Genomic DNA, 23,177 nt, shown 5'->3' on the forward strand with positions numbered 1-23,177 from the left:
TATATTACATTAGTCTAGAATGGGTATAAAAAAGAGGATCCTATTATAGGATCCTAAACATACTTTCGCATGTGTTTTAGTGCAGTTTTTTCAAGTCTGGATACCTGTGCTTGTGATATACCTATTTCATCAGCCACTTCCATTTGGGTTTTTCCGTCGAAGAACCTTAAATTGAGAATTAGCTTTTCTCTGTCCTTTAATTTTTTCATGCCTTCTTTTATTGATATATTTTCAAGCCAACTATCATCTAGATTTTTAGTATCTTTTATTTGATCCATTACATAAATCTCATCTCCACCATCGTGGTATATTGGTTGAAATAAAGATACAGGATCTTGTATAGCGTCTAGTGCAAATACCACATCTTCTCTTGGTAATTCTAATTCTTTTGCTATTTCAGTAACTGTTGGTTCTTTATTGTTCTCATTTACCAATCGATCTCTAACCTGTAATGCTCTATATGCAATATCCCTTAATGACCTACTAACTCTTATTGAGTTGTTATCTCTTAAGTATCTCCTAATTTCCCCAATAATCATAGGAACTGCATATGTTGAAAACCTAACATTTAAACTAAGATCGAAATTATCAATGGACTTCATTAAACCAATACAACCTACTTGAAATAAATCATCTACATTTTCTCCTCGATTATTAAATCGCTTAATAACGCTTAAAACTAGTCGTAAATTTCCTTCAATAAATATGTCCCTGCAACCATGCTCACCATTTTGTATCCTAAATAGTAACTCTTTCATCTCTTTTTCTTTCAATTTAGGTAATTTCGAAGTATTTACCCCACATATTTCTACTTTATTGAACATCATAAGGCCATCATTCCCTTCAGAGTAATTGCATTAAAATTATGTCCTTATAATTTACCTTTTATACTACAGACAACCCTACAATATTAAATTAATTTTTTGCCGTTGATTTTACTGACTTTAGAGCAATGCAAAATAGTTGTAAAGTTTGAATTTTTTCTAAATATACTAAAGGTATAGGTATAATTTTACATGCAAATCCTATAAATCTATGAGGAGGTAATAATATGGTAATTTCGATCTCATTTAATAACATTTTAATATTTGTGATCTCTATTTTAAGCATTACTTTACTAATATATTTAATTGTGGTAGTAAAAAACATAAATAGTGTCACAAAGGATGTTAAATATATATTTACTAAAGATAAAAATAGTATAGACAATACTATTACATCATTACCTAAAATAGCATCGAACATTGAAACTTTAACTGAAGACGTAAAAGAAGGGGTTCATTCCATAATAGTTACTTCTAAGGACAGCGAGGAAAACAAAGCTCAATCATCAGTTTCAACTGCAAAAAAAGTTGAAGTTGCATTAGATTACGTACTGATATTTAGTGAAATAGTCAAAGTGGGAATAAATTATTTCAAGAAACCTAAATAAATGTACATTATTAATACAAAGTTATACTAGGTTTGCAAACAAACTAAAAATAGCTGTTTCAAAACAGAAAGTAATCTCTGTTTTGAAACAGCTATTTAGTATTATTTTTCTATTGGTACTGCATAATATAAGCATACTGAAATTCCTATAACAATTAATAACCCTAAAATTGTGGGTAACCCCATAATCTCCACCCCTTTTTTCTTTTAATCTACTATAGATATTATTACCATATTTTATAATTAAATACAAATCGCTCCACATTATTGCATACTTATTTTATTTTTTTTCCTTAATAGAAAACTTAAGAGTAGAATATTTGTGAATTGGTTAAAATTAATGTATGTGTTTAATTTAAGTAAATTGTGTGGGAGGCATAAATGAAAAATGAAGCTATTTCTGAAAGACAAGCAACTATATTAATAATACTTTTCTTACTTGGGAATTCTCTTTTGATAGGATCTGGGAATCAGGCAAAACAAGATGCCTGGATAGCAATAATTATTGCTATCCTATGTTCTATTATACTGGTACTTATGCTTTCTAGACTTTTATCTTTATATCCCGGAAAAGATTTTTTTGATATACTTCAAATCGTCATGGGTAAGTTCATAGGGAAAACTTTAAGTATACTAATGATATATTTTTTCTTTCATGATGCGGCCTTAATTTTTAAAGTCATAGCAGAATTCACCTATACTTTAGTTTTAGATAATACACCTATAATATTACCAATGTTTTTCTTTGCTGTGCTCGTCATATGGAGTTTAAAAGCAGGTATTGAAGTCTTAGGAAGATGGGCCGAGTTGTTCAGTTGGATTATAATTTTTATAGTTATAACTGTGCCTGTATTATCAATTCCACAAATGGATTTTAGCAGATTAAAACCAATACTAAGCAATGGTGTAACTCCCTTGTTAAAAGGTGCTTTTTCAAGTTTTACTTATCCCTTTGGTCAAATCATAGTTTTTACAACGGTATTTTCAAATATATCTAAAGTGAAAAATTACAAAAAAACCTTTATAGTAAGCTTAATTATAGGTGGAGGACTTATAGTTTTAACGGTGTTAAGAAATCTTTTAGTATTAGGTAGTGAAACCGTATCTGTATTATATTTCCAATCTACCATGGCAGTAAGCCTTATTAGCCTAGGTGGACTTCAAAGACTTGAAATGACAGTAATTATTGTATTTTTCGTGTGTGGATTTATTAAAGTAAGTATAACTACTTTTGCAGTTTGCAATGGAATTACAAAGGTTTTTGGATTTGATGATTACAAATTTATTGCAACACCTGTAGTTCTTCTAATGTTAAACTTCTCTTTTTTTATTACCCAAAGCACCAATGAATCGAATTTCTGGATTTCAAATATATGGCAATATTTTTCCTTTCCTTTTGAAGTTATAATACCTTTAGTTATTTTTATTGTGGCGGAGATTAGAAGTAGAAAATCTACACACGTCAATGCAACTTAATTAGTAAATGTAAAAATAAGCCATATGTTGGATATTAATTCCATCATATGGCTTCAGTTGAGAAAATCATGAATTATCGGTACTTGTATGTAAGTAATATTTTATGATGCTTTCAACATGTATTTGGGTGGTATTAAAAAAAGGTATACCTAATTCGCTTTTTGTAAGTATTAATGGTAATTCTGTACAGCCAAGTATTACTCCCTCAATTGAGTTATCTTGCATCATTCTTCTAATTATATCAACCAATCCTTTTCGGGTTTCATCAAGAAAGTTACCAAGTTCGATCTCAGTCATTAGCTTATTATTTATATAACCCTGATCTTTTTCATTTGGAACATATATCTGTATATTATTTTTATTACATGCTCTTTGATAAAATTCACTTTCCATGGTGAATTTTGTTCCTAGTAAACCAACCCTTTTAGCCCCTATTTTTTCAATATGATTGCATGTTTCATCTACAATACTTAATAGTGGAATAGGTGATAATTCATTAACTCTGTCAAACACTATATGAGGAGTATTAGCAGAAATAAATCCAAAATCTGCACCTGCTTTATGTAGCACTTTGATGCCATTAACTAACCACTCGACAAGAACATCCCATTGTTTATTTTCTACTAATTTCAGGAGAATGTTAATATCCATACTGTAAATAATAATTTCAGGACTACTTTCATTATTCGTTTCATGCCTATACGTTTCTATAAGCAACCGATAATATTCCAAAGTGGACTCTGGTCCAAAACCACCAATCATTCCAATTTTATTCATAAACTTTCCTCCTGTTTTATAGAATATAATTTAACCTTATTAATTCTCAATTAAATACCTATTTGACTTATTGCTTATCAATATTGTACCATTAGATACTATTTATATAAACTTGTGGAATATATTAATACAGACTTATAGTTTTATTATATGGTTGGTTCTAAATCCATTAAGAATTTTGGTAATCCCAATACTTGCATTACACTTATTACAACCTGATTGATGGATGCATCTATATTAGTCTGCCCGCTTTCGTCATATATAGGTTGATGCGCATCTACCAATGATATCATTGTACTTCCTAAATAATCTTTCAAATAATCAATGCAGGGTTGTACCTTCTCTATGTAGAATTGATATCTACTCTCTAAACTTTTTTGTGTATCGTCAATTCTCCCCCTGCTTAAAACCCTAACTTTCATTTGCTCTTTAGTTATAAAAAGATGAAGAACCTTTATTATAGGTATATTTAATTTGTTAAGTGTTTTTAGTAATTCTTGTCCAGCATTTACTGTTCGGGGATATCCATCTAAAATAAATATCCCTTTATGTAATTCTGGCGAACTTTCTAACAATGCATCTATAATCCTCTCGGTCCATTCATCCGGTATCAATAATCCATTTGCCACACAAAACTCTAACCAGTCAAACTGTGAAACAAAGTTATTAGCCAAATCTAAGAACGATATTATATCGTTATGATAATTTTCTGCCTTTTTCATAACTCCATGTCCATTTTTCTGTATATCCGAGATTGAAACATCCTTACTTATATTGTATTTTTGTCCCAATGTAATCATAAACTTTTCATCTTCTTTTGCTTTAATAACTGTTTTCCGCAAAATGTCTCCCATCGATAAATGTCTTATCTTTGGAATAGATAAAAACTTACATAATGCTTTAGCAATTTCTCCCTTGCCACACCCAGAAGGCCCTGTAAGAATTATTACACCGTTTCCATCAACTCTGACTTTTTCAACGGTAATCTTTATATTTTTTTTCATAATCTTCTCCTTGTTATTTGACCTTTTATGTTTAAATACAAAAGTACCTTAGGGTAGATTTTTTTCATTACTATTAATTCTAAAATATTCATAACAGATCCAAAAGGTTACTTATAATTAAATACAAATCAAAAAGCATACAACATAATTATGTTGTATGCTCTTTTAATTTTAAACTTAGGGTACACTGCTCTATTACATTATTCCATTGTATCTGCAGTATTTGATTCAACATCATCATTCATAATAGCCACATTAGCTAAATCAGCGTTTGTAAGACTATCAGCGTGTTTTTTATCAGTAAAGTCAGTAAAGTCAGTATTTGATTGTCCTGTTACTTTTGATTCAGCATCATTAGCTATTGCACTCATATTATCATTTGAAATATCAGTGTTTTTTTTTGTTTTTTCTACTTTAATACTCATAATTATTCTCCTTTTCAATATCGAAATTACACTGTGTTCATTCGGTGTATTAATAGTGTACCCATTATATTAAAAAAACACCCTCTCGGATGTCTTGCTAAATTTTACAATTAATATTATCTAAAACTTCTTTATATTTTAAATCTTTTAAATACTTTTGTTCATATAATTGTTGTGTATGTTTTATTATTTTGTCTTTGTCTATTTCACTTAAAACTGCTAACGATAATCCCATAAGTGTTACTATTACGATAAAACCAAAAATAAATGTAATTATAATAATCACCCCTTTAAGTTATTAATATTATTATACCATATTTTGTAAACTTATACAATTAGTGAAAGTATTATATGAAAATGTTAAAATAAAAATAATAATATCGCATATTACAGTGCTTTTTTATACTTATTCAAAGTAGAAATGGAAGTGATTTCATGATAAATGAATATCTGAAAGTTCCACTTTTATGTTTCCATTTTTACTTGATATTTTGTTACTGTGTATCACCTTTTCATGAGGTATATTTCTTGAAGGAATGTTAACTATAAACTTACTTCCATTCCCAACTTCACTTTCAGCATAGATGCATCCACCATGTAGTTCTACAATTGACTTAACTAAACTTAGCCCTATACCTGTGCCTTCTGTATTTCTCGATAATGATTTATCTACCTGTTTAAATCTATCAAATATTGTATCCAAGTTTTTTTCTTCAATGCCAATGCCATTGTCCTCGACTGACATTTCAATGAATTCATTCTTATCTTTAACATCAATAAAAATTTCATCACCTTTATCTGAAAATTTTATTGCATTCGATATAAGATTTAAAACTACTCTCTCTATCTTCTCTGGATCACAAGCAATTATTTTTTCTTCAGTATCCGTATCAAAAATAATATTTAGGCCTTTGCTGTCAGTAAAATCAGTTACAGACGTTACTATATCCTCTACAACTTCGACTATATTGTTATTTGATAAGTGCAATTCAAAGAACCCTGTTTCAATTTTTGATGAATCAACTATGTTATTAATAAGTTTGGATAATCTATAGCAATTTTGTTTCATTGATTTTATATATTTAACAATAGAACCTTTCATTTTGTCTAATGAACCACTATCATAGTACATACTAAATAACTGAACTGTCGCAGACAAAACATTTAGAGGCGTTTTAAGTTCATGGGATATATTAACTATAAATTCTTCCTGGCATTTCAATGCTTTTTTCATAATTATATTTGACTTTATTTCAGTAGCAATCTTGTTATCTTGTTTACCTATAAATTCCTTTAGTCTTTCGATCTCGTTATTTTGTTCACGAATAATGTTCCTAGCTGATACTATTTCTTCTATCATTCTGTTATCATAAGCGCAGACCACGATATTACCCCCATTTTTTTCACAAAAAAATCATTAATAAACATCTGAAAATTCTACTTGGATTTTTATCAAAAACAATATGTAATCCTTTACTTTCAGTAAATTCTATATATTTAACTGTTGAATTTTTCCTTTTATCTATTATACCACTATCACAATACACATCCAATAACTGAGCTGCTGAAACTTTTACTCCAATTTTACAATTCGTTACAATTTATTGTAACTGTAACATAATATTACCATAATATGTTGCAATTTAGTATGTTTTTCTTTCTCTTTAACCTAAAATTTGTCTTAAAAAAGAAGAATACATGTAAAACCACCGTGTGGCAATTTTTGTATTGCATTAAATTTATTTACAATATTTCAATAATTAAAGGATATTATAGTATTATGTAGAACTTTAAAGAATAAGAAAAGTATTATAAAGGAGGGGTTAGTATGAAAGTGTTATTTGTAGCTTCTGAGGCGTATCCTTTTATAAAAACTGGAGGCCTTGGAGATGTAGTATATGCACTACCTAAAGCTTTAAGAAAGCTTGGGATTGATGTTAGAGTAATTATACCTAAATATAGCAGCATTCCTTTGTCTCTTAAAAATTGTATGGAAACTATAGCTACTTTCAAAGTGAAAGTTGGATGGAGAAATCAATATTGTGGTTTGGAATATTTAACTTATGATGATGTACCTTACTATTTTATAGATAATGAATATTATTTTAAGAGACCTCAGACATATGGATATTACGATGATGGTGAAAGATTCTCTTATTTTTCAAAAGCAATACTAGAATCTATAAAATACATGGGGGATTTTACACCAGATATAATTCATTGTAATGATTGGCAATGTGGAATTATACCCGTTTTACTTAAAGCAAACTATAGTAAAGACGCCAAGTTTAATAAAATAAAAAGTATATTTACTATACACAATCTAAAATCTCAAGGAATATTTCCAAGAGAAATATTAAATGAGTTATTAAATTTAGATGAGACTTATTTTAATGAGGATGCACTAAAATTTTATGATTCTGTATCTTTCATGAAGGGTGGAATTGTTTTCTCAGATGCAGTAACTACTGTAAGTAATACTTATGCACGAGAAATACAGACTCCTTTTTATGGAGAAGGTTTAGGTGGTTTATTGTCCTTAAAAGCTGAAAAACTATATGGAATAGTAAATGGTATAGACTATGAACTCTACAATCCTAAATTGGATAAAAAAATATTTTGCGAATATGATTCACAAAGTATAAAACAAAAGGTTAAAAATAAATTAAAGTTTCAAGAAGAACTATGTTTTACAGTAAACGAAGATATACCAATGATAGGCATTGTTACTAGCCTAGTGAAGCAAAAGGGCATAGATTTAATTATAGATAAACTCGAAGAATTACTTAGCCTTGATATTCAAATAGTATTACTTGGTAATGGTGATGACTATTATGAAGATATATTTCAATTTTATGCTTCAAGGTACCCAAGTAGGATATCTACAAACATTGTTTTTGATGATAAACTAGCACAACAAATATACGCTGCTTCAGATATGTTTTTGATGCCGTCGTTATCTGAACCTTGTGGTATAGAACATCTCATAGCATTAAAATATGGAAGTATTCCAATTATCCACGAAACTGGAGGGTTAAAAGACACCATTCTTTTCTATAGTAAATATACAGGTAATGGCAACGGTTTTTCTTTTAACAATTATAAAAGTGAGGAATTATTAGATGCAGTAAATAGAGCTCTAGATTTATACAAAGACAAAGCGTCCTGGAATAAATTAATACGCAATGCCATGCTTTCAAACAATAGTTGGGAAAATTCGGCTAAAAACTATATGAATTTATATAGTAAAATATTAAAAAAGTAAAATAATAAGTCTGCACTTCTTTAAAGATAATACTTTTAAAGAGTGCAGACAAATTTTAATGATGAAATAACCTTACACTTGAACAAGCCATTGCTATATTATATTCATTACATGCCTTTATTACTATATCATCTCTTACGGAACCACCAGGTTGAACAATATATTTCACACCACTTTGGAATGCCCTATCAATATTGTCTCTAAACGGGAAAAACCCATCTGAGCCTAAAGATACCCCCGATAAATTAGATATCCATGAGTCTTTTTCTTCCTTTGTTAATCTACAAGGCATCTCATTAAGCACTTCACTCCATTCTTTCATTTCTACTAAAGTAGTATCATCCCTAAGATATTGATCTATAACATTATCTTTATTCGGTCTTGAAATTCCTTCTTTGAAGGATAAATTGAGAACACTTGGATGCTGCCTTAAATACCATATATCAGCTTTTGATCCAGCCAATCTTGTACAGTGTATGCGAGATTGCTGTCCTGCGCCAACGCCAATTACTTGACCGTCTAAAACAAAACATACGGAATTGGACTGAGTATATTTTAATGTAATCATTGAAATGAGTAAGTCTCGTCTTGCATCATCTGTAATATTTTTATTATTAGTTACTATATTATTAAGCATCTCCTGTTTTAGTAGAATACCATTTCGTTTCTGTTCAAAGGTTATACCATATATCTCTCTCTTTTCGATATCTTCAGCTTCATAATCAGGATCCATTTTAATAATGCAGTAATTTCCTTTTTTCTTTTTCATCAGAAGTGCCAAGGCTTCCTCCGTATACCCTGGGGCAATTACTCCATCTGAAACAGATTTTTTTAAAATCATTGCGGTAGGTAAATCTACGATATCACTTATAGCTGCCCAATCACCAAAGGAAGACATCCTATCTGCACCCCTGGCTCTTGCATAAGCAGAAGCCACAGGAGATAGTTCGATGTCTTCAACAAAATATGCTTTCTTTAGTACATCACTTAATGGAATTCCTACTGCTGCACCTGCTGGACTTATATGTTTAAAAGAGGCTGCTGCCGGCAATCCTATTGTTTGTTTTAATTCTTTCACTAATTGCCATGAATTAAAAGCATCCATGAAGTTAATATAACCTGGATTACCATTTAGAACTTCAAATGGCAAAGATTTATTTTTCATATAAATTCTTGCTGAACCTTGATGTGGATTACACCCATATTTAAGTATAATTTCTGAATTTCTCATTACAAACCTCCTAAATAATTAAATATAAAAAACCGCCTGGATAAAATTTATTTTTACCCAGGCGGTCGATATCTTTCTTTAATTATGCTCCCTATGGTAAACACCATTTCCGCCAGTTACATAATTATATTATTCATTTTTATTAAATTATAGAGTAGATTGATATTTATGTCAAACTTAAAAAATTAAATTCTTTAAGTATTTTAAACATATTCTGTTTTCAAAATGAAAATTAATATTTTACAATACAAAAATAGACTTGATGCGAAAATAAAAGATTTATATGAAACGTTTATTCATCATTTTTAAATCTGTATCCTTTGCCTCTTATGGTCTCAATAAACTTAGGGTTCTTATCATCATCTTCGATTTTTTGCCTTAAATGTCTAATATGGACATCTACAGTTCTACTTATTCCTTCAAATTCAAAACCCCAAATTTCATTTAAAAGCAATTCTCTCGTCATTAATCTTCCTTTATTTTTTATAAGCATCTCAAATAGTTTAAATTCCTTAAGAGTAAGTTCTATCTTTTCATCACCTTTAGATACTATATGTTCTTCAAAATCTATAGTTAAATTACGAAAAGTATAGGACCTCTGTACCGATTCCAATCTAGTCCTTCTAAGTATTGCTTTAACTCTTACAAGTACTTCTGCAATTGAAAAAGGTTTGGTAATGTAGTCGTCCGCACCAAGTTCAAGCCCCAGAATTTTATCAAATACCTCATTTTTTGCTGAAAGAATTATTATAGGAGTCGATGAAATTTGGTTATTTTTTTTGATTTCCTTGCAAACTTCATATCCATCCATTTCAGGTAGCATCAAATCTAGTAAAACCAGTCTTGGTCTTTGGTCCTTAGCTATTTTCAGAGCTTCAAAGCCATTTGCAGCAGTGATGCATTTGTAACTGTTCTTTTCAAGATTATATTTTAAAAGTTCCCTTATGTGTTCTTCATCATCAACTATTAGTATTTTTTCATTAGCCAACTTAGTCCCCCTATTATTTTAAGATAATATTTTTTATGAACGGGTTTGCTTGCGATAATACTCTGCAAAAACTTATTAAAAGGTTTTCAATATCACCAAGGGGCATCCTCACAATTAGGGCTAATGATTATATGTACCTGACTTGGTTTTAGTGTATTTGAAATTTTTCTTTGCATAACTCCATTCAATAATAAGGTTAATGTTAAACAAGACATACATAAACTTAATGTTTTTATCAATTTGTTTTTTATATTAAACACCACCTATATTTTTATACATTATAACCTATAATGCAACATTTTGCATCTGTTTTAGTGACATTAATAAATATTCTTTAGCATCTTCAACATTGTTTTCATTCAAATATATAATTGATAACTTGGTATACACTGAAACTAATTCACTATATTTATTTATTATTTTTAAAAAATCAGCAATATTTAAATAAGTTTTCTTTAAATTTAAAACATCATTTAATATTTCATATATACGCACAAGTTCGTAATTTCCCTTTATTAAATACTCATAATCCATATTATCCTCAGCTAGTTTCAATCCTGATTCTATATATGTAATAGCATCATTATAAAACCCTTGCTTAATAAAAACACTTGATTTCTCTATGATAGTATGACAAATATTTGCTGAATTTATCTTAATTCTTAGTTGTTCAGCTTTATTAAAATATTCCAAACTATTATTAAAATCATTTTTGTCTAAATAAGCTAACCCTAAATTATTATAAATATATCCTAATACAGGATTATTACAATCTATATTTTCAATTAGCAGAGAATCATATATATCTATAGCAGTATTAAATTCTTCCCGAGCCTCAAAGCAGTTTGCTTTAAGAATATTTGCATAAATGTAACTATTATAGTCTTCTTCTTTGTTACATAGGATTAAGAATTTTTCAATGTTTTCAAGGGCTAGGTTTATTTTGTTTAATTTCATATAGCATTTAGCTATGTCATATATAGATCTTTTTTCTGTTTTTTTATCGTTATACATTATTGAATATCTTTGAGATAGGTAAAAAAATGATAAAGCTTCTGCATACTGTAGTGCTTTAGCTTTACAATATCCTATTTTAAAATAAATATAAGGTATTGTTTCATTTTGTTTAAGATTTTTAAAAATGTCTATAGCATATATATAATTAATAAAAGCTTCATCGTAATTTTTTTTATTAGAGCAATAGTCACCCAGTCTACTATATCCCAAGGCTTTAACATTTAGTAAATTAAACTTATTAGCTATTTCAAGAATTTCTTTAATATCTTTATCTTGTTTTATTTGTTCAAGTTTTTCCATACAATATAATTCCGCATCTTCACTAGGAGAACGTAATAAAAAACCATTATCTATTTTTAATTCAATATGGAGTTCTTTCGCTCTTTGTTCAAATTTTTCAACAAGTTTTAAAGCCACCTTGTTGCTTAGTTCTCTTTTTCCTATTTCAATCATACTAATAAGGCCCCTGGTAAGGTTTTCATCAGTTAAATCCTCTTGCTTCATTTTTAAATATTTTCTTGTCGATTTAAGTTTTTCTCCCTTAGTTAAAAATTTCATTTTATTGGCTCCAATCAATGTTAAATATATTTATTATATATGCAACAATTTTAACACAATTAGTGTTGCTTTAATATTTTTTTAGATGTAATATAAAGGTATAAGTGCTAAGTACTAATTTTATCTACATACTTGTATTTTAATTATTTGAAATTTTCAGATAAAAAGAGAACCAACATCACTTATAAACCCTATCTAGTATAGCGTTGCCAATCTAAAAAACGTTATACATTCATATATCTAGATTTTAAGAAATACACGTTTACCAATTTTACCATAATATAGTCAAATACTCTAATTTAAAAGCATATTTATTATATATTTTTAAATTAGAGCGACTGAAAAAGTGTTTTTATAACTGCCTTAGCACTTAGCATGAATTTATAAGTAATGTTGGTGAAATGTTGGTAAAATGTCTAAATTTAAATGGAAAGAGGTGGTTGTATTTATTATTAACAGGATTAAGGTATAACTTTCAATAGAGATGATTTTTTAAATTTATCAAAATACTTACTAAGAAAGGATTGATTAATTTATGAAAACAATTAATAAGATGAGATTTATATCACTACTAACAACACTAGCAACATTTGCTATGTTTCAATCACCTACAGTGACCATGGCAAACCAACGGAGAGTAATTGCCAACCAGAAGTTTGCAGTTTTAGCGGGCACAACAATAACTAATACTGGAAAGACCGTAATCAACGGAGATGTCGGACTGTTCCCTGGTACAGCGCTTACTGGACAGTCTAGCTTATTATTGAATGGAAATGCACATCTTGCTGATGCTGTTTCAAATAAAGCTAAAACAGATCTTGTAACCTCATATAATGGTGGTGACGCAAGTATTCCTGCTACGTGTATACCAACTGAGCTTGGTGGAAAGACTTTGACTCACGGCAAATATGATTCAAGCTCTGGAACATTTGGAATAACAGGTACCCTTACACTCGATGCTAAGGGAGATCCAAATGCTTACTTTATATTTAATACTGCATCCACTCTCATTACGGCAACAGGGAGTAATGTTAAGCTTATCAACGGAGCTAATCCAGATAATGTAATTTGGAGGGTGGGAAGTTCTGCAACACTCGAAACATATTCTCATTTTGTTGGACGAATCTTCGCTTTGACATCCATCACAGTGAATACTGGTGCGACTGTTCGAGGACAACTACTAGCACGAAATGGTGCTGTTACGCTAGACAGCAATACCATCACAAATTAATTCAAAAAATAAATTTCATATCCATAACACTATTATGAGCCTATTAGAGCTATGATATTTTAAGTAGTTTCCACTACCTAAAATTAATTATCATGTGTCTAGTAGGCTTATATTCTTTATAAAATAATGTCATCTTATGGGGAACTAAAAACATACTAAAATGCAATATACTGTGGTAGTATAATATAAACTAGTATTATGTGTTACCAAATTTTGCGAATAATGATTTCTGCGAATAAGAAAGTTTATAATTATTTATTTACTGCAATTATTGATTCTAAATTATTGCAATTAATTTACAGTAAAATTCCCTAACAAGAGAGGATAATTATTATGAATAAAAATAAAAATATAAGTAGACAAGCTGTAGTATTGGGATGTCTTTCAATGGCTTGTTTCTCATTAATTATAATATTCTTTAGTGTTTATAATATGTATAAGGTACGTAAAGAATCAGATTTTATTTCTAATGAAATGCTTCCAGCAAAAATGCTTTCAATAGAGATTTTAACATCAGTAATTAATCAACAAACAGGTATCAGAGCTTATATAATTTCAAAAGATAGAGCTTTTTTAGATGCCTATTATTTGGGGAGTAAAAAAATGCAAGGGTATTCTGAGTCTATAGATAACCTAAGAGCTATCGGAATAGACGCCGATACTACTAATCAACTCAATAATGAGATGCTATTAATTCAAACTTATTTTAAACAGCAAATTGTGTTAATCAATAATGGTAAATTATCCGAATCAAAATTGGACTTAAATAAAGGTGAAAATCTAGTTGATAAATTCAGTGCAGCTGATAAAGAATTGATAAATGAAATTGATTCAAAAATAAATAACTCACGTAAAGTGGTTGCCAATACTCAAACAATTCATCAACATTTATTGATTTTTTTAGGTATTATTCTTATTGCATGCAATTATATATTTATAAGTCATATTTGGAGTGGTATGCATCAACAAATTAAAAAAAAGAATGAAATAAATGAAGATTTACAAAAGTTGCTTAGTTTACAAGAAGAGTATATTGCAAATATATCTCATGAATTTAAAACACCATTAAATGTTATATTGGCAGCCGCTCAGTTATTAGATGTGTATTGTGATGGTGGGTTATTGGATGAAAAGAAGAATTTAACTGTTAAACATATAGACTCAATTAAGCGAAATTCATATAGATTATCTAAACTTATTAATAACATAGTCGATTTATCAAAAATTGAAGCAGGATTCTTTAAATTAAACTTATCAAATAACAACATAGTGGAAGTTGTAGAAGACATGGTGATGTCTGTAACTGATTTTACTGAAAGTAAAGGATTGCATATTATTTTTGATACAGATATAGAAGAAAAAATTATTGCTTGTGACCCAGAAAAGATAGATAAAATAGTATTAAATCTTATATCAAATGCAATAAAATTTTCGAATAAGGGTGATGAAATATTTGTAGATGTTAAAGATGAAATCGAATACGTTGAAGTATCTGTGCAGGATACTGGTATTGGAATTGAACATAAGTATCTGGATACGATATTTGATAAATTCAACCAGGTAGACAAATCGCTATCAAGAAATGCAGAAGGTACAGGTGTTGGATTAAGCCTAGTTAAGTCAATTATAGAAATGGCTGGTGGTAGTATAAATGTTGAAAGTGAAATTGGGATAGGCAGTAAGTTTACAGTTAAATTCCCTTCAAAAAAGGTACTTCAAGAAAATATACAATTTGATAATGTAATGAGAAATGGAAAGGAAAAAATCAAAGAAGAATTTTCAGATGTTTATTAACTGTAATTATAAGCAAAAATGTCTGTCTCATATATCTTGTTTTGTGATTAAAATCAGTAATAGGCAAAGAAGATTTATATTCTTTGCCTATTACTGATTTAACAATAAATTTGATATAGATACCATAAAACAGTTTAAAATATGAACGCTAAACCGGATATTTTTCATCCCTATCTTTTAAAGAATAAACGTTGTATTCCTCCCATATGTCCTCCAATGTAGAAAATGTTTTTGATATTTTTTCTTTTTCTCTTAATCCCACAGCTATGATTAATGCATTTATTACACTAAGTGGCGCTACTAACGAATCAACAAAGGAAGTTATATTACTTTGTGCTATTAATGTATAGTTAGCATTCGTCGCTAATGGAGATAATAAACTATCCGTAATTGCTACAATGTTGGCCTTTTTGCTTCTGGCGAAGGCTAGAGCTTCAACTGTTCTTGTAGCATACCTAGGAAATCCTATTCCAATTAACATGTCTTGTTCATCTATATTAAGCATCTGCTCGAATATATCACTAACACCGTAGGCAACTACCTTAACATTATCTAAAATAAGATTTAAATAAAAAGCTAAAAATTCTGCGAGTGCTGATGATCCTCTAAGTCCAATTATATATATTTTTCTAGCTTTAAATAATGAATTAACTACATCCTCAAAAGTTTGATGATTTATTTTCTCTAGAGTTGCTCTAATATTTTCCATATCAGCTCTTAATACACCTTTTAGTGCACTTTCTTGGGTCATAAAGTCATTAGATAATTCAATTCTTTGCACAGTAGTTAATTTATTTTTAATTAATTCCTGAAGAGATTTTTGTAGTTTAGGATAACCACTAAATCCTAGCTCACTTGCAAATCTTACAACAGTTGATTCACTTACTCCTACACTATTACCTAATTTATCTGCTGTCAAAAACGCTGCTTTATCATAGTGTTTTAGAATATATTCAGCTATCCGTTTTTGACCCTTACTTAAACGGTGAAACTTGTTTTGAATACACCTCATCAAATCTTGTTTATTATTTTCCAATCAACTCAATCCTTTCTATGCTAATCTCAATTCCAATTCAAGCTATCATTCCTTAGAAAATAAGGAATGATAGCTTCTATAATTGAATTGTAGTTTATGCACTTTTAGTTAAATCTTTTTTCTCATCATTAAACACATCAACATTTAATTCTTTTTCTTGCTTAGCTATTATAACGGTGCAAATAGCATCTCCAGTAATATTGACAACTGTTCTGCCCATATCTACCAATCTATCTACACCCATTATAATTCCAATCCCTTCTAAAGGAAGACCTACAGCTTGGAATACCATAGAAAGCATTATAATGGAAGCACCAGGAACTCCAGCCGTACCTACAGAAGCGATAGTTGAAGTTAGAACTACTGTTAACATCATACTTATTGTAACAGGAATTCCATATGCTTGAGCTACGAAGAATGTTGCTACCCCTTGCATAATAGCAGTACCATTCATATTAACTGTTGCACCTAATGGAATAGTGAAAGCAGCAATTCCCTTTGAAACTCCTAATTCCTTTTCACATACATCCATATTTACTGGTACCGTAGCATTACTACTAGCTGTTGAAAAAGCTACAGACATAACTGGAAAGAATTTTTTGTAAAATTTCCTTATAGATAACCCAGTGAAACCTTTTAGAAGACTTGCATATCCTAGTATTGAAATAAGTATTAGACCAAGATATATTGTAAGGATATATTTCATTAAAGGCATCATGGCTACAAACCCTACAGTGGCAAAGGTCTTAGCTATAAGTCCGAATACACCTATAGGTGCAAATGTCATAACGATTTCTACTAATTTCATTATAAGATCGTTTAGATTTTCAAGTAAATCAATTAAAGGCTGACCTTTTTTACCTAATAAAGATAACCCTATACCAGTTAATACAGCAAGTACAATAATTTGAAGCATATTTCCTTGAGACATAGCTAAAATTGGATTACTTGGTACCATTTCATATAACGTTTGTACCACTGGGGTTTTAGCAACAACTACAGTTTTTACTGCTTTTGCAACTGTTAAATTTAAACCTGCTCCTGGTTTTATAAAATAGCCTAAAGCTAGTGCAATAGCAACCGCAATTGCTGTAGTTGATAGATAGAAAGCTACAGTCTTGCCCCCAACCCTACCAAGTTTCTTTATATCTCCCATACTGGCCGCACCATTTGCTAAGGAAATAAATACGAGTGGAACTACAAGCATCATTATTCCTCTTAAAAAAACCTGACCTACTAATTGGAAAACTCCATTTATTAAAATAGTATTCTTGACAACTCCATCTGGAAATTGGAAAACAATAATTCCAGTTATTGCTCCTAATACCAGAGCACCAAGGATCTTAGTTGTCAAACTTATCTTTTTTTTATGCATTCAAAATTCCTCCTTAATATATTTTATTAGCTGGTTGCGCAATGTCACAACCAGCTTAATACTATATTTTCAACTAAATTCAGCTTAGTAATATAATTAGTAACCGTTTTCTTATTCTTCAGATGAAATAATTTATATAGCCATTAAATGTTTTGCTGCTATTCCTGGTTCAGTCATTGCTATTGTATCTAGTATTTCATTAAGTTGTAATTTTGTTAAAATTTTCTCCTTAAGTAATAGTTCACTTATCGGTTCACCTGTTGCAATAGCTTTATCCGCAATTTTCGCAGCTGCCTTATATCCTACATGAGGTACTATGGCTGTAATTATTCCTACACTATTATCCACCAAGTATTTACATCTTTTTCTGTTAGCTGTAATACCTTTAACACAATTTTCTCTAAGGGTATTAACTCCATTAGCTAGTGTTTCTATTGATTCATACAAGTTATAGAATATAACAGGTTCAAATGCATTTAATTCTAATTGTCCAGCTTCTGCAGCCATTGTTATCGTAACATCATTTCCTATAATATTGAAAGATACTTGACTCATAACTTCTGGAATTACAGGGTTTATCTTTCCTGGCATTATTGAAGATCCATTTTGTTTTGCTGGAAGATTGATTTCTCCAAAGCCTGTTCTTGGACCTGAAGACATTAATCTTAAGTCATTTGATATCTTAGATAAACTTACCGCACAAGTTTTAAGAGCTGATGAAACATCTACAAAAATATCTAAATTCTGTGTTCCATCTACTAGATCTTCTGCTTGATGCAAATCTAGATTAATAACTTCATTAATTGCTGGTACGATTTTTTTAAAGTATTCTGTATCCACGTTTATTCCTGTTCCTATGGCAGATGCGCCCATGTTTACACTCTTTAAACCTGCACTAGCTTTTTCAATCCTATCAATATTTCTTTTTATTACTGAGCTATATGCATGGAATTCCTGGCCTAATCTAATAGGTACGGCATCTTGCATTTGAGTTCTTCCCATTTTAATAACATCATCGAATTCTTTAGACTTTTCAATAAATACATCGTCAAGTTTTCTTAACTCCTCTAAGGTTCTTGGCATAAGTTTTAGAGCTGCCATCTTACCTGCTGTTGGGAATACATCATTTGTAGATTGTCCCATATTTACATGATCATTTGGATGAACTTTATCATATGCACCCAATTTACCGCCCAATATTTCATTTGCTCTATTAGCAATTACTTCATTCGCATTCATATTACCTGATGTACCTGCTCCACCTTGGATGGGATCAATTATAAATTCATCATGTAATTTACCGGATATTATTTCATCACATGCTTGCACTATAGCATCTCTGATTTCTTTATTCATTAATCCAGCTTCATTATTTGCATTAGCTGTTGCTTTTTTTACTTGGGCAAGGCTAATTATTAGGTCCCTGTGCATTCTTCTACCTGTAATATTGAAGTTTTCTGCTGCTCTTAGTGATTGAACTCCGTAATATGCTTCTATAGGTACCTTCTTAGATCCAACGGAATCGCTTTCCATTCTATATTTTTGCATGTTTTCATTCATAATAATTCCCCCTTATTTGTTATAATATACAAACAATAACATCTAAATCAAGTATTGTCAAATTCATAATTATCTTTTATAGTGTTATAAATAAATAATGCAACTAAATAAAAATTAATATTTTCCGCCGTATTCCCTTTATATGAGCCACTTCAAGGCAAAAACGACTGACTTTTATTTTTGATTTACCACAGATGAAACTAAATATTTGTAATATTATGAATATTACAAATACCGCAGGAATTCTTTTAAACGTGTATTACATTTCATCTCCCCCCAGATAATCTGCATAAAAAAATAAATGCCCCAAGGTTACTAGGACACGACTAGAAGTTAACGCCTTGTTACATATTTATAGGCAGGCATTAACACAATGCATGAATTCATCTGTTATCAAATCATATTTATAATATTTAATAATATTTTAAAAAATAAAAAAAAACACTCTTTCGAGTGCCTAAATGTTATGATTTATTTTCTTAATTAAGCGTTTTTCATATATCTTATAATATACTAGATAAAACAATCCTAGGCCTATTAAAGATCCTGCGAAGTCTATTAATACGTCACTTACTAATGAGGTCCTACCTAGAACAAACTTTTGGTGGAATTCATCTGTTACTGCAAATAATAAACATGCAAACATTATAGCAGTTAATGCATTCTTTCCCTTAAGCCCAAGTAAGAACAATAAATTTGCAACAGTCACCGCTAATATACAATACTCAATTGCATGAGCATTTTTTCTGATTATTAAATTTATTTTTTCATCTCTTTTACTTGTGGGTAGTACCCCCGACTTTACTTTAGCTTTATTAGCTTTATTAGCTGTATTAGCTGTATTAGCTGTATTAGCTGTATTAGTTTTATTAGTTTTTCCCTCTAATTTATGCTTATCGTTTCTTATCGACTGAACAATTCCATAACTTCTTAAATTTGATGTTGAACCAGGTCTAGAAGAATTATAGAATATAAATCCAAGGGATAACAAGCATAATACAAATCCTATTTTTTTCAATATAACACCATCCATTTTTGTAATAACATATATTATAACATCTTATAATCTTTATTTCATCTTTTTATCTTAATATTATTATTGTGTTTATATTACTCTCCGTATTTGCGTATATATTCTCATTTGTGTTATATTATAGTATAATGTGTATATTTTATTAATGTAAATAATTACATAAATTTATTTATTTTGGAGAAAAGAGGTGAATTATTAGTGACTATGAATACAGAATATACTAACTGTTATATCACTAATTTAAATAATGAAGAACTATAGATGGGTCTTTTCTGTTATTTTTATAATTCTGCTAGTTGTTCTAGTAATTATTGTTGGAATTAAAGTAAGTAGTAAAAAGTCAGTTAATTTACAAATTATAATAGTAACTAAAAGTGAAATGACTATAAATGAAGTAGAAGAAATAATAATTGATAGTTTAGAAGGATCAGATCCAAAAATAAAAGTGGATGTCCGAAAATCTAGTGATGAAGTAGTAACCCTCGCTAACAATTTTGTTGGAACACTAAATACAACATTAAATAATGATGAAATTATAAAGATGCTTACAAAATCTAAACGTTTTAAGCATGTTCAACAAAATTACATATTTAAAATTCAAAATTAAATTATGAACCGTAGTTAAAAATATTTAATAGATACAAGGGAGATTATATAATGGAAAAAAAATATTTAAGATTAATGTGTACAAGCCTAGCATTAGTTTTTTTACTATTACAAAATACTGGTTTTTATGTGTTTGCTACTTCACTGGCTACCCTAGCACCTGATACACCGGCCACTGCTATTAGCTTAACACCTGGTAAAAGTTACACAAAAACAGTTAAAAGTGGCGAAGAATTGTGGTTTAAAGTCGATCCTTCAAAAATAGTTAATACAAAAACTCATATTAAATTTGAAGTTAAGGGGATAAGCTATTATGAAAGTATTTATAATAGTCTAAATACCGCAAGCACGAATAAAACACACAGTGATTATACAAATAAAAGTTCATACATATCTTATCCTATTGCCTGGGTAGGACCCTATTATGTAAAGGTTAGAGCTGCCAGCAGTGGAAGCATGACGTTATCATCGACACCAGAAATAAATCCACCTAGCATGCCAACTACTAAAGATTCTTTTTGTTCTTCAGAGGCTTTAGCAAAAACAAATAAAATGGTTTTAGCTCTACTACCAACTCTAAGAAATTTTAGAGATAAAGTGTTAAAGGACTCCGCTTTGGGAAAAGAGATAACCAATGTATACTATTCGGCTTCTAGTTCCATATTAGATGATGTTGTATTTGATAAAAGCTTTAGAAATAACATCACATGGGAAATACTTAAAATTTCCAACTTATTAAAAGAATTAAACACAACTTCTAAAACAGGTACAAGTAATTATATATTAACTAAAAGCGATTATAACGCAATATTTAATATATACAAATTAGTATCGTCAAAGGTCGATGGCGACTTAAAGAGCAGAATTGATAAAATATGGACAACTATAAATATGAAAGAATATGTAGGCTTAAATCTAGTTAAGTTTATGGGCGACTCTGGTATTTCAAATCTAGAAAGTTCAAAGTGTGAAATATTAGTGGATACTAAAGATACTTTAACAATCGACGAGATTAATGCAAACATTAAGGGCTTGCTAAGAGCCGAAGGATTAAATTGTAGTGTTAGTGCAAGAACTGTAGAAGATACAAAAGTAAAAATTGATAAAAGTTATGTTGTAAATATTGATGGTTGCTCAGATAAAGACAAAATAATAAATGCAATTAAAAAAGGCTCCGAATTTAAAAATGTTTCTTCTAACATTTCTATAAGTGCTTTAAGCTCCGATATACAATATCAAAGCCAGTGGAATTTACAAAATGATATGCAAAAAGTTCCTACTAACACCACTAATGGCCCATTAGATGTTGCAGGTAAGAAATCCGCAGATATAGATTATAAAGGTCTTAACAAATTTCTTAATACTAAATCTATCCCTAAAACATTAATTGCGGTTGTTGATACAGGCGTAAATTATGAATTAGCGGATTTAAAGGATGTAGTACAAGTTAAAGATGGTCATGATTTTGTAAATAATGATAGTGACGCAATGGATGACAATAATCATGGTACACATGTTTCAGGGATAATTGCTGCAGAAAACAATAATGGATATTCAATTGCCGGTGTTAATAACGCAACAAATATATTACCTGTAAAGGTATTAGACAGTAACGGATCAGGTACTCAAGAAAATGTAGCAAAGGGAATAAAATATGCAGTAGATAATGGTGCAAAAGTTATAAACCTAAGTCTAGGCATTAGAAAAAGTGATGGTTCTCCAGTAGCTCCAACAGATGTGCCTCAAATTGAAACACAACTTAAATATGCTTATGATAAAGGTGTAACAGTTGTTGCAGCCGCTGGAAATGAATCAAAGGGAAACCTTTCTTACCCAGCAAATTCAAACTATGTTGTAAATGTAGGTGCTACAAACAACAAAGATCAGTTAGCAAGTTTTTCAAATTGGGGAAGCGGACTAGATATTGTTGCACCAGGAGTTTCAATTCCTAGTTTGCTCTCAAATGGTCAAGTAGCATATTTGAGTGGAACCTCTATGTCAGCTCCTCATGTTTCTGCTGTAGCTGGACTTCTATACTCTATTAATTCTAAAATAACTCCAGTAAAAGCAAAGGATATTCTTCATAAATCAAGCACTGACCTAGATAAAATAGGATATGATACAAAATACGGTTATGGAAGATTAAATTCTTCAAAAGCTGCAAATGCAGCACAACATTAAAATAGAAATACTATAAAAGTAGATAGAACAAATAAAGCAGCATTGTTAAAATAACAATGCTGCTTTTAATTTGTTCAATGTAATCATTTGCCCCCAGCCAATATAAGCCAACACTCATAAGCTCTACCCTCTCTTGTGTTATGAGATTAGTATATTAATGGTGATTATAATCACATCTTATTTAAACTT

General features: G+C 29.8%; 20 protein-coding genes and 1 riboswitch. Of the genes, 7 read left to right on the plus strand and 13 right to left on the minus strand.

The features are described 5' to 3' along the window. Window positions 1-53: 53 nt before the first annotated feature. Window positions 54-827: an RNA polymerase sporulation sigma factor SigG gene (sigG, locus tag LGK95_RS08475; protein WP_226124074.1), complete on the minus strand. Its 774-nt coding sequence runs from the start codon at window positions 825-827 to the stop codon at window positions 54-56. Between the two features lie 224 nt (window positions 828-1,051). On the opposite strand from sigG, the gene LGK95_RS08480 reads away from it, so the two are divergent. Both LGK95_RS08480 and LGK95_RS08485 read left to right on the plus strand, forming a co-directional pair. Continuing rightward, on the plus strand, window positions 1,052-1,432 hold the full coding sequence (locus LGK95_RS08480; protein WP_226124076.1) for a hypothetical protein: 381 nt from the start codon (window positions 1,052-1,054) through the stop codon (window positions 1,430-1,432). A gap of 380 nt (window positions 1,433-1,812) precedes the next feature. Then, window positions 1,813-2,907 carry a GerAB/ArcD/ProY family transporter gene (locus LGK95_RS08485; protein WP_226124078.1) on the plus strand — a complete coding sequence of 365 codons (1,095 nt, stop codon included), beginning with the start codon at window positions 1,813-1,815 and terminating at the stop codon, window positions 2,905-2,907. A 66-nt stretch (window positions 2,908-2,973) separates the two neighbouring features. On the opposite strand, the gene LGK95_RS08490 is transcribed toward LGK95_RS08485, so the two are convergent. The 5 genes from LGK95_RS08490 to LGK95_RS08510 all read right to left on the minus strand — a co-directional run bounded on the left by LGK95_RS08490 (window position 2,974) and on the right by LGK95_RS08510 (window position 6,497). Continuing rightward, complete coding sequence (locus LGK95_RS08490) at window positions 2,974-3,684, minus strand: aspartate/glutamate racemase family protein (protein ID WP_226124080.1); 711 nt, start codon at window positions 3,682-3,684, stop codon at window positions 2,974-2,976. Between the two features lie 146 nt (window positions 3,685-3,830). After that, on the minus strand, window positions 3,831-4,688 hold the full coding sequence (locus LGK95_RS08495; RefSeq protein ID WP_226124082.1) for a nucleoside monophosphate kinase: 858 nt from the start codon (window positions 4,686-4,688) through the stop codon (window positions 3,831-3,833). 200 nt (window positions 4,689-4,888) lie between these two features. Continuing rightward, on the minus strand, window positions 4,889-5,113 hold the full coding sequence (locus tag LGK95_RS08500) for a hypothetical protein (RefSeq protein ID WP_226124083.1): 225 nt from the start codon (window positions 5,111-5,113) through the stop codon (window positions 4,889-4,891). 97 nt (window positions 5,114-5,210) lie between these two features. Next, window positions 5,211-5,348: a hypothetical protein gene (locus LGK95_RS08505; RefSeq protein WP_226124085.1), complete on the minus strand. Its 138-nt coding sequence runs from the start codon at window positions 5,346-5,348 to the stop codon at window positions 5,211-5,213. A 198-nt stretch (window positions 5,349-5,546) separates the two neighbouring features. Further along, window positions 5,547-6,497: a sensor histidine kinase gene (locus LGK95_RS08510; protein ID WP_226124087.1), complete on the minus strand. Its 951-nt coding sequence runs from the start codon at window positions 6,495-6,497 to the stop codon at window positions 5,547-5,549. A 444-nt stretch (window positions 6,498-6,941) separates the two neighbouring features. On the opposite strand from LGK95_RS08510, the gene glgA reads away from it, so the two are divergent. After that, window positions 6,942-8,378, plus strand: a complete 1,437-nt coding sequence (gene glgA / locus LGK95_RS08515) for a glycogen synthase GlgA (protein ID WP_226124090.1) — start codon at window positions 6,942-6,944, stop codon at window positions 8,376-8,378. A 55-nt stretch (window positions 8,379-8,433) separates the two neighbouring features. On the opposite strand, the gene LGK95_RS08520 is transcribed toward glgA, so the two are convergent. The 3 genes from LGK95_RS08520 to LGK95_RS08530 form a co-directional block, all read right to left on the minus strand. Then, window positions 8,434-9,609 (minus strand): phosphoribosylaminoimidazolecarboxamide formyltransferase, encoded by a 1,176-nt coding sequence (locus LGK95_RS08520; RefSeq protein ID WP_226124092.1) that lies wholly within the window; start codon window positions 9,607-9,609, stop codon window positions 8,434-8,436. A gap of 48 nt (window positions 9,610-9,657) precedes the next feature. Then, a riboswitch (ZMP/ZTP riboswitch) is annotated at window positions 9,658-9,739 on the minus strand. A gap of 162 nt (window positions 9,740-9,901) precedes the next feature. Beyond that, window positions 9,902-10,597, minus strand: coding sequence for a response regulator transcription factor (locus LGK95_RS08525; RefSeq protein ID WP_226124094.1), 696 nt, complete (start codon window positions 10,595-10,597; stop codon window positions 9,902-9,904). 285 nt (window positions 10,598-10,882) lie between these two features. After that, window positions 10,883-12,172: a helix-turn-helix domain-containing protein gene (locus LGK95_RS08530; RefSeq protein WP_226124096.1), complete on the minus strand. Its 1,290-nt coding sequence runs from the start codon at window positions 12,170-12,172 to the stop codon at window positions 10,883-10,885. A 619-nt stretch (window positions 12,173-12,791) separates the two neighbouring features. Between LGK95_RS08530 and LGK95_RS08535 the strand changes: the two genes are divergently transcribed. Then, window positions 12,792-13,403, plus strand: coding sequence for an ice-binding family protein (locus LGK95_RS08535; RefSeq protein ID WP_226124098.1), 612 nt, complete (start codon window positions 12,792-12,794; stop codon window positions 13,401-13,403). Between the two features lie 333 nt (window positions 13,404-13,736). Continuing rightward, window positions 13,737-15,197 (plus strand): sensor histidine kinase, encoded by a 1,461-nt coding sequence (locus LGK95_RS08540; protein WP_226124100.1) that lies wholly within the window; start codon window positions 13,737-13,739, stop codon window positions 15,195-15,197. Between the two features lie 148 nt (window positions 15,198-15,345). On the opposite strand, the gene LGK95_RS08545 is transcribed toward LGK95_RS08540, so the two are convergent. The 4 genes from LGK95_RS08545 to LGK95_RS08560 form a co-directional block, all read right to left on the minus strand. Further along, entirely contained in the window at window positions 15,346-16,233 is an 888-nt protein-coding gene (locus LGK95_RS08545) for a MurR/RpiR family transcriptional regulator (protein ID WP_226124102.1), read from the minus strand. A 94-nt stretch (window positions 16,234-16,327) separates the two neighbouring features. Then, complete coding sequence (locus tag LGK95_RS08550; protein WP_226124104.1) at window positions 16,328-17,608, minus strand: dicarboxylate/amino acid:cation symporter; 1,281 nt, start codon at window positions 17,606-17,608, stop codon at window positions 16,328-16,330. A gap of 132 nt (window positions 17,609-17,740) precedes the next feature. Then, complete coding sequence (locus LGK95_RS08555; protein ID WP_226124106.1) at window positions 17,741-19,168, minus strand: aspartate ammonia-lyase; 1,428 nt, start codon at window positions 19,166-19,168, stop codon at window positions 17,741-17,743. A 457-nt stretch (window positions 19,169-19,625) separates the two neighbouring features. Then, window positions 19,626-20,186: a VanZ family protein gene (locus LGK95_RS08560; RefSeq protein WP_226124108.1), complete on the minus strand. Its 561-nt coding sequence runs from the start codon at window positions 20,184-20,186 to the stop codon at window positions 19,626-19,628. Window positions 20,187-20,448: 262 nt separating this feature from the next. On the opposite strand from LGK95_RS08560, the gene LGK95_RS08565 reads away from it, so the two are divergent. Continuing rightward, window positions 20,449-20,808 (plus strand): hypothetical protein, encoded by a 360-nt coding sequence (locus LGK95_RS08565; RefSeq protein ID WP_226124110.1) that lies wholly within the window; start codon window positions 20,449-20,451, stop codon window positions 20,806-20,808. A gap of 50 nt (window positions 20,809-20,858) precedes the next feature. Further along, window positions 20,859-22,988: a S8 family peptidase gene (locus tag LGK95_RS08570; RefSeq protein ID WP_226124112.1), complete on the plus strand. Its 2,130-nt coding sequence runs from the start codon at window positions 20,859-20,861 to the stop codon at window positions 22,986-22,988. Window positions 22,989-23,177 lie beyond the last annotated feature (189 nt).

Origin of the sequence: Clostridium algoriphilum (genome assembly GCF_020443705.1) — a bacterium.
GTDB lineage: Bacteria > Bacillota > Clostridia > Clostridiales > Clostridiaceae > Clostridium_AD > Clostridium_AD algoriphilum.